10 protein-coding genes are annotated in these 14,350 nt (G+C 44.9%); all 10 read right to left on the minus strand.

Going from position 1 to position 14,350, the window contains the following annotated elements; genetic code table 11:
* Nucleotides 1–4: 4 nt before the first annotated feature.
* Nucleotides 5–1,411: a 3-isopropylmalate dehydratase large subunit gene (leuC, locus tag ACZ42C_RS09085; protein WP_461181219.1), complete on the minus strand. Its 1,407-nt coding sequence runs from the start codon at nt 1,409–1,411 to the stop codon at nt 5–7.
* A 15-nt stretch (nt 1,412–1,426) separates the two neighbouring features.
* Nucleotides 1,427–2,533 (minus strand): 3-isopropylmalate dehydrogenase, encoded by a 1,107-nt coding sequence (leuB, locus tag ACZ42C_RS09090; RefSeq protein WP_461181218.1) that lies wholly within the window; start codon nt 2,531–2,533, stop codon nt 1,427–1,429.
* A 72-nt stretch (nt 2,534–2,605) separates the two neighbouring features.
* Nucleotides 2,606–4,150, minus strand: a complete 1,545-nt coding sequence (locus tag ACZ42C_RS09095; RefSeq protein ID WP_461181217.1) for a 2-isopropylmalate synthase — start codon at nt 4,148–4,150, stop codon at nt 2,606–2,608.
* On the minus strand, nt 4,137–5,180 hold the full coding sequence (gene ilvC / locus ACZ42C_RS09100; RefSeq protein ID WP_461181216.1) for a ketol-acid reductoisomerase: 1,044 nt from the start codon (nt 5,178–5,180) through the stop codon (nt 4,137–4,139). Before ilvC ends, ACZ42C_RS09095 begins: the two co-directional genes overlap by 14 nt.
* A 138-nt stretch (nt 5,181–5,318) precedes the next feature.
* Nucleotides 5,319–5,837 carry an acetolactate synthase small subunit gene (ilvN, locus tag ACZ42C_RS09105; protein WP_461181215.1) on the minus strand — a complete coding sequence of 173 codons (519 nt, stop codon included), beginning with the start codon at nt 5,835–5,837 and terminating at the stop codon, nt 5,319–5,321.
* A complete protein-coding gene (ilvB, locus tag ACZ42C_RS09110) occupies nt 5,834–7,555 on the minus strand; it encodes an acetolactate synthase large subunit (protein ID WP_461181214.1) in 1,722 nt (573 codons plus the stop codon). Before ilvB ends, ilvN begins: the two co-directional genes overlap by 4 nt.
* Nucleotides 7,556–8,469: 914 nt before the next feature.
* Nucleotides 8,470–10,182, minus strand: a complete 1,713-nt coding sequence (ilvD, locus tag ACZ42C_RS09115) for a dihydroxy-acid dehydratase (protein ID WP_461181213.1) — start codon at nt 10,180–10,182, stop codon at nt 8,470–8,472.
* A gap of 1,058 nt (nt 10,183–11,240) precedes the next feature.
* Nucleotides 11,241–12,377 carry an alanine racemase gene (gene alr / locus ACZ42C_RS09120; protein WP_461181212.1) on the minus strand — a complete coding sequence of 379 codons (1,137 nt, stop codon included), beginning with the start codon at nt 12,375–12,377 and terminating at the stop codon, nt 11,241–11,243.
* A gap of 49 nt (nt 12,378–12,426) precedes the next feature.
* Entirely contained in the window at nt 12,427–13,260 is an 834-nt protein-coding gene (gene dat / locus ACZ42C_RS09125) for a D-amino-acid transaminase (protein WP_461181211.1), read from the minus strand.
* Nucleotides 13,253–14,269 carry a pyridoxal-phosphate dependent enzyme gene (locus tag ACZ42C_RS09130; RefSeq protein WP_461181210.1) on the minus strand — a complete coding sequence of 339 codons (1,017 nt, stop codon included), beginning with the start codon at nt 14,267–14,269 and terminating at the stop codon, nt 13,253–13,255. Before ACZ42C_RS09130 ends, dat begins: the two co-directional genes overlap by 8 nt.
* Nucleotides 14,270–14,350: the final 81 nt, after the last annotated feature.

Below are 14,350 nucleotides of genomic sequence, written 5' to 3' on the forward strand. Positions count from 1 at the left end.
CCCTTTAACTGACTGCACCGGCAAACTGACGAACATCGACAAAATGTCCTTCAATGGCTGCCGCTGCGGCCATTTCCGGACTCACCAAATGAGTTCTCGCTCCATTTCCCTGTCTTCCTTCAAAGTTCCTGTTGGAAGTGGAGGCACATCTGCCGCCGGGAGGCACGACGTCGTCATTCATCGCCAGACACATGCTGCATCCGGCATCCCGCCATTCAAATCCGGCTTCCTTAAATATTTGATCCAGCCCTTCTTTTTCTGCCTGCAGCTTAATGCTGAAGGACCCGGGAACTACGATGGCTCTCACATTGTCATTAACTTTTTTCCCTTTCACAATGGCTGCTGCCTTTTGCAGATCGCTTAATCTGGAGTTTGTGCAGGATCCGATAAACACATGATCAATTTTAATCGAACTGATCGGCTGATTCTCTTCCAACCCCATATACTCCAGGGCGCGTTTCACATCTTCCCGGTTTTCACTTTCATCCAGGGAAGGAGTTGCAGCACTTACCGGGAGACACATGCCCGGGTTCGTTCCCCAGGAAACCTGCGGCTCAATTTCATCTGCATGAATAACGACTGTTTTGTCGTATGCTGCACCATCATCCGTTGCCAAGTCCAGCCAGGATTTTGCAGCATCCTCAAAAGCAGCTCCTTCCGGTACATATTCTTTTCCTTTTAAAAACTCCACTGTCGTTTCATCGGGACTGATTAAGCCGGCTCTTGCTCCTGCTTCGATTGACATATTACAAACCGTCATCCGTTCTTCCATGGATAAATTGCGAATCGCTTCTCCGGTATATTCAATCACATGGCCGGTACCGAACCTTACGCCGAACTTGGCAATGATCGCCAAAATTAAATCCTTGGCAGTAACACCCGGACCAAGATTCCCTTCCACTTTCACATTTAACGTTTTTGGACGTTCCTGCCAGATGGATTGAGTGGCAAGCACATGCTCTACTTCACTCGTTCCAATCCCAAAAGCCAGTGCACCAAATGCACCGTGGGTGGAAGTATGACTGTCCCCGCAGACGATCGTTTTGCCGGGCTGAGTCAGACCAAGCTGCGGACCAATAACATGAACGATTCCCTGATCCGGATGGTACATGTCTGCCAACGGAATTCCATATTCCTCACAATTCTGTTTCAATGTTTCCATCTGTTTCTTTGCGATTTCATCTTTAATGACATCCCTGTTTCTGGTTGGCACATTATGATCCACCGTTGCATAGGTCAAATCAGGCCGGCGCACTTTGCGATTATTCAGCCGCAGTCCCTCGAAAGCCTGGGGAGAGGTTACTTCATGCACTAAATGCAGATCAATATATAATAAATCAGGCCTGCCTTCCTCTGCATGCACTACATGCCTTTTCCATATTTTTTCAACTATCGTCTCAGGTTTCCCCATGATAAATCCCCCCGTTTACGCGTACATACTGCAAATACTGTCTGAAACACTTCTCGTAGTTAACGTATCCAGTACAACTTCTGTCATTTCTTTTGTCCCTACTGTCTTGCCACCTTTTACGTGCAAATCCGGCGTGTGATATCCCTGTTCCAGCACTTGATTAACTGCTTCTTCCATTTCGCAGGCTTCTTCCTCCATGCCAAATGAATATTTCAGCATCATGGCAGCGGATAATATCATGCCAAGCGGATTGGCAACTCCCTTTCCGGCTATGTCCGGTGCGGAACCATGAACCGGTTCATACATACCGAAACCGTCAGCACGGACACTGGCTGATGGCAGCATTCCGATAGATCCAGTTAATACAGATGCTTCATCACTTAAAATGTCCCCAAATAAATTTTCCGTCACCATCACGTCAAAATCGGATGGATTGGTAATCAGCTTCATCGCTGCTGCATCCACAAGCAAGTGTTCTACCTGTACATCCGGATAATCTTTTGCCTTTTCATCCACTACTTCTCTCCACATCCTGCTGGATTCAAGGACATTTGCTTTATCCACGGAAGTAAGATGCTTTCTTCTTACGCTTGCACTTTCAAAGGCTTTATCCACAATCTGTTCCATTTCTTCCCTTGAGTATGCAAGTGTGTCCACGACTGATTTTCCATTGTTTCTTCTTTCACTCGGCTCCCCGAAATACAAGCCGCCGGTAAGCTCCCTGATAATCATAATATCACTGTTTATTACCGTTTCCTCTTTTAAAGGGGAAGCGTGAAGCAGTGGACGGAAACTTTTTACAGGGCGCAAATTGGCGAATAGGCCGAGTTCTTTGCGGATACCAAGCAATCCTTTTTCCGGACGCAGATGACTCGGATAATTATCCCATTTTGGTCCACCGACCGCGCCAAGTAAAACTGCGTCTGCATCCCTGCATGCGTCTAATGTTTCCTCAGGCAACGGTGTGCCATATTTATCCAGGGCTTCCCCCCCAATTTCATGCTCGTGATATGAAAAACGGTGTCCATATTCATTTGCAATGGAATTTAAGACAATTTTCGCCGATTCCATAATTTCTTTTCCTACGCCGTCTCCCGCCAATAAAACTATCTGCTTATTCATCACGCTTCCTCCTCCAGGATTTTTCTTTCGCTGTTTATTTTTCATACGCTATAACTTTTCTTTTTAAAAAAACTAGGAACGGACAACTTCTTTTTTACGATTGGTTTGCTGGACAATGTGCCGGTTAACCGCATTAATAAAGGCATTTGCTGAAGCTTCCACCACGTCCTGCGCCGAACCGCGGCCATTGACCACTTCACCATCGACCATCATCTGTACATGGGATTCTGCCAGCGCATCCTTTCCACCTCCGACAGAACTGATCTGGTAATCTACCAGTTTGACATCTTCTTCAATCAGTTCATCCAGTGTTTTATACAGTGCCTCCACACTTCCCTGCCCGGTACATGCTGTCTGGACGATCTCCCCTTCAGGTGTTTTCATGGAGACAGTGGCTGTTGGTATGTTCACTGTTCCGTACTGGACCTGGAACATTTGCATTTCATATTTTCTCGCAGCAACTGTATCTGTTTGAATATCAGTCAGCAAGGTGAAAATATCGTCATCTGTCACTTCTTTTTTACGGTCCGTCAATTGTTTAAATGCATCAAACGCTTCTTTCAATTTTTCCTCCGACAGTTCATAGCCGAATTCTTCCACTTTATCTTTAAAAGCGTGACGGCCGGAGTGCTTTCCTAAAAATAGGGTGTTGGACTTCACACCTACCATTTCCGGTGTAATAATTTCATAGGTTTCCGTATTTTTTAAAACGCCGTCCTGGTGAATTCCTGATTCATGGGCAAAAGCATTGCGACCTACCACTGCCTTATTGCCGGGTACGGACATACCTGTAAATTTGGCAACCATGTCACTCGTCCGTTTAATTTCATTTAATTGAAGATTCGTATGATAAGGATAAAAATCAGAACGTATTTTCAAAGCCAATGCCACTTCTTCCAAAGAGGCATTTCCCGCTCTTTCTCCAATTCCGTTAATCGTGCCCTCCACTTGGGTAGCCCCGTTTTCCACGGCAGCAATGGAGTTGGCAACCGCCATTCCAAGGTCATTATGACAATGGCAGGAAAGCTGAACTTTATCGATATTCGGCACGTTCTCTCTCATATACCTGAACATGTCGCCATATTCCTTCGGTGTCGTATAGCCGACTGTATCCGGCAGGTTAATGACTGTTGCGCCAGCGTCAATTACCTGTTCGATAATCTGAGCCAGGAACTTCCAGTCAGATCTTGAAGCATCTTCTGCAGACCATTCCACCTCGGAAAATTTCTGCTTGGCATATCGCACCATTGATACTGCTGTATCTATCACTTGATCAGGCGTTTTTTTCAGCTTATATGTCATGTGGATCGGGGACGTTGCCAGGAAAAGGTGCAGGCTTGGTGATGCTGCTCCTTTCAACGCTTCCCAGGCAATATCCACGTCCTGTTTTGTTGTTCTGGCCAACCCTATGACGGAAGTGTCTTTGATTGTGTCGGCAATAGCTTTCACCGCCTGGAAATCTCCTTTGGAGGAAGCAGGGAATCCTGCTTCCATCCGGTCCACCCCAAGCCGCTCCAGCTGTTTTGCAATTTCCAGTTTTTCTATCTGATTCAGATTTACACCGGGTGATTGTTCCCCGTCTCTAAGTGTTGTATCGAATATCTTAATTTGTGACATGAACTTTCACATCCTTTTGTTTTGATGGTTGTTTTTGCAATGGTTGTTTGACAAAAGGCATTAATTCACGTAACTCCCTTCCCACATTTTCAATTTGGTGTTTGTTTTCTCTTGCATTAATGGCGTTAAATTGTGGACGGTTCGCCTGATTTTCCAGGATCCACCCTTGTGCAAATTTACCTGATTGCACATCCTCCAGCACTTCCTTCATACGAGCTTTCGTTTCATCATTAATCACTTTCGGCCCGGATACAAAGTCTCCCCACTGGGCTGTATCGGAAATGGAATAACGCATGTTTTCGAGACCACCCTCATAAAGAAGGTCTACGATCAGTTTCATTTCATGCAAACACTCGAAATATGCCACTTCCGGCTGATAGCCTGCTTCTGTCAATGTTTCAAACCCTGCTTTGATCAAGCTGGTCACACCGCCGCAAAGCACCGCCTGCTCTCCAAACAAGTCGGTTTCGGTTTCTTCCTGGAAGCTTGTTTCCAGCACGCCCGCTCTGGCTGCCCCGATGCCCTGTGCATAAGCCAGTGCCACTTTCGCCGCTTCCCCGGTCACATCCTGGTATACACCGTATAAAGCAGGAACTCCCTCTCCTTCTTCATACGTTCTTCTTACCAGATGTCCAGGCCCTTTTGGTGCTACAAGGAATACATCCACATCGGACGGCGGTACAATCTGGCTGAAATGAATGTTAAATCCGTGAGCAAATGCAAGTGCATTTCCTGCATCCAAATTGTCCTTAATACTTTCGTTATACACGTGAGTCTGCTGTTCATCCGGCAGGAGCACCATAACGATATCCGCCTGTTTTGTTGCTTCTGCTACGGAAACAACCGTGAACCCATCTGCCTCTGCCTTTTTTTGCGAGTTGCCCTGACGCAGACCAATCACCACATCATATCCGCTTTCTCTTAAATTCTGTGCATGCGCATGACCCTGGGAACCATATCCGATTACAGCAATTTTTTTGTTTTTCAATACCTCTGTTTGAATATCCTTCTCATACAATACTTTTGTCATTTTCCATTCCTCCTATTTTTGTTAATTTCCACAAGTAAAGTTATAAATTTAAATATATTTAAAATATTGTTGTGCCCGTTTTGTTTCCATTTCATTGTTATGCCGGTTGGATGAACCGACTTTATGCTCTGATTGTTCCTAAATGATATGTGAATTAATTTCTGCAACTCTCTCCGGCTGCTGGCCTCGCAGGAATGCGGTCACACCAGTTTTTGTCAACTCTTTAATGCCATATGGTTTAAGCAGGGAAATCAGTGCTTCCACCTTATCCGGCTTGCCGGTTACCTGAATCGTCAGGCTGTCTTTACTGACATCAATGACGGAAGCACGAAACGGTGTAATGATTCCTTGTATTTCGGCCCTTAACCCGCCGCTGCCACCCACTTTAATCAGTGCAAGTTCCCTCGCTACAATGGCTTTATCTGTAATATCCTGTACCTTCAGCACGTCAATTTGCTTATTCAGCTGCTTTGTTAATTGTTCAAGCTTATGCTCATCATCCACGTCGACAACAAAAGTCATTTTGGAAACACCCGGGGTTTCAGATGTACCGACGGAAATACTCTCAATGTTGAATTGCCGTTTATACAGCATGCCGGTAATCCGGTTTAATACCCCGCTTCTGTCCTGCACCGTTGCGATGATAATCCGTTTCATTTCTTCACCCCTATCATTTCGTTCAGCCCTTTTCCAGGGGCGATCATCGGATAAACCTTTTCCAGCTGGGCAATCCGGCAATCCACCACTACCGGTTCTCTAGAGGAAAATACATCCTTCAGCATTTCGCTTGCTTCCGATTCCTTATCCACCTTCATCCCCCGGATTCCGTAACTTTCTGCAAGTTTTACGAAATCCGGATTGGAAGAAAGGATAGATTCAGAGTATCTTTCTTCATAAAAGGTCTCCTGCCATTGTCTCACCATACCGAGCGCCTCATTATTTACAATGATCACTTTTACGGGCAGGTTCCTTTCCTGAATAACCGATAGTTCCTGCAATGTCATTTGAAAGCCGCCGTCACCGACCAATGCGATAACGAGATCTTCAGGGAATGCCAATTGGGCGCCGATTGCTGCCGGGAACCCAAAGCCCATCGTTCCGAGTCCGCCTGAGGTTACCCAGCGATTCGGTTTATCAAATGCATAGTACTGGGCTGCCCACATCTGATGCTGACCTACATCCGTTGTAACAATCGCTTCCCCTTTTGAAGACTTATAGATCTCTTCGATCAGCCATTGCGGTGATAGTAATTGCTCCGGCTTATCATACCAAAACGGAAAATTTTGTTTGTTTTGCTCCAATGTTTTTTGCCATGCTTCCTGTTTTGGAGGCTCCATATCAATTTCAAGCAATCTGCTTAATGCTTCTTTTGCATCAGCTACCACCGGGATTTCTGTCGTCACGTTTTTCCCAATCTCTGCAGGATCTATATCAATATGAGCTACCTTTGCATCCGGTGCAAAAGATTGTAAATTGCCTGTCAGCCGATCATCGAATCTGGCACCGATATTGATGAGCAGATCGCATTCATATAATGCTGTATTTGCGGCATAGCTTCCATGCATCCCCGCCATTCCAAGCGATAATGGGTGGGTTCCGGGAAAGCTTCCCAAACCAAGAAGCGTATTCGTTACCTGAAGATTATATCTAACAGCAAATTTCTTTAGCTCTTCTGTTGCATCCGCAAATAGTACACCGGCACCTGCTAAAATAATTGGTTTTTTCGAGCGGCTGATTGCTTGCGCCAATTTCGTAATCTGCAACGGGTTTGGATGTTTATTCGGCTGGTAACCCGGCAAGTAAAAGTCCTTCTTTACGTTTACCTCTGCTGTCTCTGCAGATATATTTTTCGGGATATCAATTACTACCGGACCCGGTCTGCCTGTAGTAGCTATATGAAAAGCCTCTTTCACAATACTCGGCAATTCCTCTGTATGATGAACTTGGTAATTGTACTTCGTGACCGGCGTGGTGATCCCCATAACATCTGCCTCCTGGAAAGCATCTGTACCGATGACACTATCGGCAACCTGACCGGTAAAAACAACAAGGGGAATGGAATCCATCATGGCATCGGTTAACCCGGTAATTAAGTTGGTTGCTCCCGGACCTGATGTGGCAAGCACCACACCTGCTTTCCCCGTGACCCGGGCGTAGCCTTCCGCTGCATGAATAGAACCCTGTTCATGGCGGGTAAGCACGTGTTCAAACGGTGTCTCGTTCCGGTATAGTGCATCGTAAATAGGCAGCACAGCCCCACCAGGGTAACCAAAAATCGTATCCACTCCTTCGTCAGTCAAAGACTCAATAAGCAGATCGGCCCCCGTTATCATTTTTGTCTTGCTTTCCATCTCTCGCTTCGCTTCAACCTTCACTACTACATGCCTCCTTAATGCTAAAAATTGATATGTTAAACCCTGACTTTAATTGCCAACACCGGGTTTACCCAACGGAATACTCTACTTTACTGAATAAAAAAGGACCCTCTTCTCCCTATCTGCGCACATGTTTACAGAATTGTTGGGGAGAAAAGAGTCCTCTTTTCACGGTACCACCCAGGTTTACAGCATCCTCGCGAATACTGTCTTGCAAGCTGACGTATCAGCTTGAATGGATAACAGGTACAACTTGGATGCACCTGGCTGGGTCTAATTGGTATACCGTTCGATCCCAGCACTCAGGGATGATGTCGAAACAATGTGCACTTCCGGGCTTCCAGCAACCCCGGATCTCTGTAAGCTGCATTATTATTGTTTCTTTATTCCCGTCATCGAGTTCATTTGTATTGGCTTCATTACTTTTTATTTTATTGCTTTTTTATGAATCTTTGATATTGCCGATAATCATATAACGTTTTTTCCAAGTAGTCAACAGCTATTTTTTATTTTTTTGACACTTTAGATAAGTCAATAAAATTGTATGCGTTTACATTGTTGTCAGATAAACCTTTCTATTTTTATATTACAGTTTGATTACAATTTATTCCTGCGATATATCGCATAGGTTTTTGCGTATTTATTTCCAATTTATTACTTTTAATTTAAAGTTTTATTGTATATGGTGGGGATTAACCTGAGTAGAATTATTTTTGCAGCAAACAAATCTAAAAATAAAAACTGGTTCATACCCGACAAATATATTACCCTCTGCGATAGTGCCATAAATAGGGTTATTTTTACTTATAAGATTGCAAAAGTGACAATATATTACTTGATATAAAAAACACCCACGAAAGTTAGTTTTCTACTCTAACTTTCGTGGGTCGCTACCGTCGATTTAAACTATAAGTCTATTTTGAATCCAGGTAGTCAGTAACTGCTCCTTTTGATGAACAGGAAACATTATGGGCATATTTTCCGAGCACACCCTTTTTATAAAGCGGTGGTGCCGTCCATGCTTTTTTCCGTTCTTCCAGTTCTTCCTCACTAATTTCAAAAGATATTTCTTTTTTATCAGAGTCGATTGTTACCATGTCTCCTTCTTTCACAAAAGCGATCGGTCCGCCGGATTGGGCTTCCGGTGCAATATGGCCGACAACCAGTCCATGCGTCCCGCCTGAAAATCTGCCATCGGTTAATAGGGCAACTTTTTCTCCAAGTCCTTTCCCGACAAGGATGGATGAGACCGAAAGCATTTCCGGCATGCCCGGTCCGCCTTTTGGTCCGACATAGCGGATGATGAGCACATCGCCTTCATTAATTTGATTATCCATCACCGCTGCAGTCGCTTCTTTTTCCGTATCAAACACCCTGGCCGGGCCGGTATGCCTGCTTACTTTGACACCGGATACTTTAGCAACGGCCCCGCTTGGTGCCAGGTTTCCTTTCAGCACGATTAAAGGACCATCCTTACGTTTCGGATTATCAAACGGCATAATGACATCCTGTCCCTCTGTAAGGGATGGAGCTTCCGCCAGGTTTTCAGCTACTGTTTTCCCTGTAACCGTCATGCAGTCCCCGTGAAGGTATCCCGCTTCATACAACAATTTCATGACAGCTTGTACCCCTCCGACACGGTGCAGGTCCTGCATAACATATTTCCCGCTTGGTTTCAGATCAGCCAGATGCGGGACTTTCTCCTGCATTCTATTAAAATCATCTATCGTTAAATCTACTTCCAATGCATGAGCAATCGACAGAAGATGCAAGATGGCATTGGTGGATCCGCCAAGTGCCATGACAACAGTGATTGCATTTTCAAAAGCTTCTTTTGTCATAATATCTTTTGGAAAAATACCTTTTTCCAGCAAATGATAAACAGCTTCACCTGCTGCTGCACAGTCCTCCGCCTTTTCTTTTGATTCCGCGGGATTCGAAGAGCTGCCCGGCAGGCTCATCCCCATCGCTTCTACAGCAGAAGCCATGGTATTTGCTGTGTACATGCCGCCGCAGGAACCTGCTCCTGGACAGGCATGGCATTCGATGGCGTTCAGTTCTTTATCATCAATCAATCCGTTATTATGCTTTCCGACCCCTTCAAACACGGAAACGATGTCGATATCTTTTCCACGATGAGAACCGGGAGCAATCGTACCGCCGTAAACAAATACAGCGGGGACCTCTGCATTGGCGATAGCAATCATACAGCCGGGAATATTTTTATCACAGCCGCCAATCGTCACCAGACCATCCAGATTCTCTGCACCTACAACAGTTTCAATCGAGTCAGCAATAACATCACGGCTTGGCAGAGAGTAACGCATTCCCTGTGTACCCATGGAAATCCCGTCAGAAACGGTAATTGTATTGAAAACGAGCGGGACACCCCCTGCCTGCTGTGCGCCTTTCTTTGATTGAAGCGCCAGATCATCAATATGTACGTTGCAAGGCGTTACTTCACTCCACGTACTGGCAACTCCAATCATCGGCTTTGTAAAATCCTCATCCGTCAGTCCAACCGCACGCAGCATCGCCCGGTTTGGTGCCCGCATGGCTTCCGACGTGTCATAAACCTGACTTTTCACACGCAAATCTTTTTCTTTCACATCTGTATCCTTACTCATCTTAAAATCCCCACCTTTCTTTAACGAAATATTATATGCTTCTTTTTTAAATAATTCAATGAATTATTGTATTTTGACTCGAAAAAGTGAGAGGAAAATCTAGAAAATGAGAACTTGTAACAGTAATTCGCAGGTATTGTATATTACAAGTGAACACTTAATGACATATGGACTGGTCATGCAAGAGTTGCAGCTTTTATCATATTTCGTTACGGTACACTTTATAAATGTTGCTGTATATGCTGTTTATAAAATGGCACAGCTGTACGCGGTGGTCGTTTTATATAACTGGCGAATGACATACTATTGGGCGCCTCTATGGGGTGTCATTTTGTGCTTTCTCTTTAATGACATACCATTGGAGGGCTCTATGCGCTGGCATTTTGTGTTTTCTCTTTAATGACATACCATTGGAGGGCTCTATGCGCTGGCATTTTGTGCTTTCTCTTTAATGACATACCGTTGGAGGGCTCTATGCGCTGTCATCATGTGCTTACTCTTAAATGACATACCATTGAAGGACTCTATGTGCTGTCATCATGTGCTTACTCTTAGATGACATACCATTGAAGAACTCTATACGCTGGCATCATGTAAAAATAACAAAATGACGTATCATAGTAAATGGCTACGGGGAGCCAGGCTGTAAACAACGAAATGATTAGTTGGAATACATATAAGATGATTTACTCAAGCAGTCATTTACACATTGGGCACGGCAAGATACGGTAACTCATTCTGGATGGAAGATATCAGTGAGTCCTAGCAAGTGCTACAGCATGAGGAGACTCACCAGCTGCACGTCAAAACAGAGTAAACATGACTTCACTCCCCCAAATAGAGTTTGAAGACATGTCCCTTTGTACCCGGAGGCGTGAAAGCGTAGCAGGCTGGCGGGTTATGAGTACGGAAGTTTGGCTTTTTTTAAAAATATTATATAAAATCATCCCATTCTCGACATCTAGAAAAAATACACTTTTAGCAGTTGCTCTCCCGTGCTGCATGAGTGTATGACTCCAAACGCCGCCCATCGCACTTCCATGCCCGGTAATACTGTATTAAATGTAGATCCGTTTAATCCGCTCCAGCAGACTCGCCAGTACTTCATCGACAATGGTATGTGCCCAGCCGGCTACTTCCCGTGCATGAATTTCATCCTTGTTTTGTCTGCCAATAATAATAACCTCATCCCCTTCCTGAACATCTGGGACGTGTGTAACATCCACCATTGTCTGATCCAAAGATATCGTGCCAATAATATTGGCCCGTTTTCCACCAATCAGCATCTCTCCATTATTGGAAAAGGTACGTTGGTAACCATCTCCGTGGCCAATGGCAATCACAGCTATTTTTTCCGTTCCGGAAGTAATGTAGCTCCCGCCATAGCCGATGGGCATGTTTGGCGGCAATTCTCTGACAAGGAGAACTTTTGTCTTTAATGTCATGACCGGTTTCAAATCAATCAGTTCATTCTGCCGGACATCTGGCGGATAGCCAAAAAGCGCGATCCCGGGCCGCACCATATCAAGATGCATTTCCGGTTTTTCCATCGTTATCGTGGAACCGCCCACATGCTGCACAGGGAAATAAAAGTCATGTTCTTTCAGTTTGGAAACCGTTTCTTTAAATAACGTGAATTCCTTTTCCGTTTTATCCCACTCTCCTTCATCCGCACTGGAAAAATGGGTATAGATTCCTTCCCATAACAGTCCAGGCAAATGATAAACATCTCTGCAAAATGACACAGCTTCTTGCGGGTGAAGCCCAAAACGGTGCAGTCCCGTATCAATTTTCAGATGAACCGCAGCGGTCCGCCCCTGCTTTACAGCCTCTTCACTTATTGCTGTTGCCAGTTTCTTGGAAGAAATGGAAGCGACCAGGTTATGTGCCACAATATCCACAGCACGCTCCGGCATGACGGCACTTAATAAGTGAATGGGAACAGTAATGCCATTTTCCCTGAGCAATACTCCCTCCTCTATACTGGTCACACCAAGCCTGTGAGCGCCTGCCTGCACTGCTTCAAAACCCATCTTTACAATGCCATGCCCATATGCATTCGTCTTAATAACTGCCATGAATTCACTGTGCTTCGTCAGCGATTTCAACTTGGCGATATTTTCCCGGTATGCCTGTAAATCAATGACAGCTACCGTAGGGTGGTGGGTGGTTAATTGATTTGCTTTTATTTGCAACACACACACTCCCTTCCTCATAAAATGGAATTTGAAAAATACAAACGCCCTAGCTATAAAGTTTACGGAATTCCTGAATAATCGACTTGGTGACCTCACCGGGCTTTCCGTTGCCAATCGTATGATCATCCACTTTTAAAATGGGAATAATATCCGACTTTGTTGCTGAGATAAATACTTCATCCGCCTGCAGTAATTCTTCAACTGTGTAAGTTTCTTCATGAACATCCAGTTGGAGTTTTTCGCATAACTCAATGATTTTCTGTCTTGTAATCCCATTTAAAATATAATTATTTGCCGGATGTGTGTATAAGGCACCATCACGCACGATGAACACATTGGATGCGCTCGCTTCCGTAACTATGTCCCCGCGATGCAAAATTGCTTCCACCGCATCATGTTCGACCGCTTTTTGCTTTGCAAGCACATTCGGCAGGAGGTTTAATGTTTTAATGTCACAGCGCAGCCAGCGGATATCCTCGGTCAGCACCGCAGTGCCTCCTTTATCCTCCACCTCACTCATCCGGGGCTCCTCTCTTGTATAGCCGATTGTCACCGGTGTAGTTTCGGCAGGAGGAAACTCATGCCACCTTGGCGAAGTGCCCCTGGAAACCTGCAAATAAATGATTCCTTCGTTCAATTCATTGGCTTCTACTAACTTCTCCAGTTTTTCTTTCAGCTCCTCCGCCGACAGTGGAAGGTTCAGTTGCAGCTCCCTTGCACTTCTTTCCAATCGAATGAGATGTTCTTTCATCATAAGCGGTTTTCCATCATAAACGCCTATAACTTCATAGATCCCATCCCCGAATTGATAGGCTCTGTCTTCAATATCGACGACATAATCCCTGTCCACAACTTCATCATTGAACAATATTTTATTCATGTAAAAATCCTCCCCTCAAAATATTGGATTTCCGCAACAAATAATGATTTGTTACATCCAGCAGCACCTCGGTATTAATGCTGGAACCACTGATTATAATGACGGTATGGGAACCGGCAGACACTTTTCCGTGAAGAATGGCACCGACACCTGCCGCTGCCGCTCCTTCTATAGCCATACGATGTTCATCCTGTATGAAGCCGATACCATCTGCTATTTCCTCTTCATTGATGAGCAGGATATCATCCGCATATTTTTGTACGAGTTCAAACGTATACCGGTTCTCAAGACCAATGCCTCCAAGCAGACTATCTGCCAACGTATCCGCTTCTTCTACCAGGACGGGCTTGCCTGCCTGAATGCTTTCGTACATAGCAGCTCCCTGCTCCGTGGATACACCGATTATTCTCATGTCTCTGTCTGCTGCCCGCATGGCAATGCCTGCACCTGAAAGCAGGCCTCCGCCTGATAATCCGGAAATAATCATATTCGCCTCCGGCAGTTCTTCTAATATTTCCAGGCCAATCGTTCCATTTCCCGCAATCATGTAGGGGTCGTCAAACGGATGCACTACCGTTAATCCATGTTTTTTCTGCAATTCGTAGCATCGCTGTTCCGCTTCATCCTGTGAATTACCGGCAATTTCTATGTTTGCCCCGGTTTTTTGAAGTGCCTTTACTTTAGCTTCAGGAACCCTTTTTGAAATACAAATGGTGGAGGCGATTCCCAGTTTGTTCGCTATATATGCAACACTTCTCCCAAAATTTCCGGTTGAAAAAGTGGCCACTCCTTTCTCCTTTTCATCAGGTGTCAGTGTTAACAGTTTATTTGCTGCCCCGCGGATTTTGAAGGAATCACTCGGGTGGATGTTTTCCAGTTTTAAATAAATATTTGCTTTCGCCACTTTCGACAGAACGGGTGAATACAGGAGCGGCGTTTTATGCACACTGGCTGATATACGCTTTTTTGCCTGCCAAATATCCTGCAGGCTTACCGCTTCACTTGCCATGCAACCCCCCCCTTTTAAAAGGTATGTAACCGCTTTACATTCATGTGGGAAGAAAGAGCCTGAAAAATAACGATGAAACTT

This window comes from Virgibacillus kimchii (assembly GCF_055379185.1).

Excerpts from the sequence above, each read along its gene's own strand:
- leuC (WP_461181219.1), bottom strand. The coding sequence starts at position 1,411 with ATGGGGAAACCTGAGACGATAGTTGAAAAAATATGGAAAAGGCATGTA.
- leuB (WP_461181218.1), bottom strand. The coding sequence starts at position 2,533 with ATGAATAAGCAGATAGTTTTATTGGCGGGAGACGGCGTAGGAAAAGAA.
- ACZ42C_RS09095 (WP_461181217.1), bottom strand. The coding sequence starts at position 4,150 with ATGTCACAAATTAAGATATTCGATACAACACTTAGAGACGGGGAACAA.
- ilvC (WP_461181216.1), bottom strand. The coding sequence starts at position 5,180 with ATGACAAAAGTATTGTATGAGAAGGATATTCAAACAGAGGTATTGAAA.
- ilvN (WP_461181215.1), bottom strand. The coding sequence starts at position 5,837 with ATGAAACGGATTATCATCGCAACGGTGCAGGACAGAAGCGGGGTATTA.
- ilvD (WP_461181213.1), bottom strand. The coding sequence starts at position 10,182 with ATGAGTAAGGATACAGATGTGAAAGAAAAAGATTTGCGTGTGAAAAGT.
- dat (WP_461181211.1), bottom strand. The coding sequence starts at position 13,260 with ATGAATAAAATATTGTTCAATGATGAAGTTGTGGACAGGGATTATGTC.
- ACZ42C_RS09130 (WP_461181210.1), bottom strand. The coding sequence starts at position 14,269 with ATGGCAAGTGAAGCGGTAAGCCTGCAGGATATTTGGCAGGCAAAAAAG.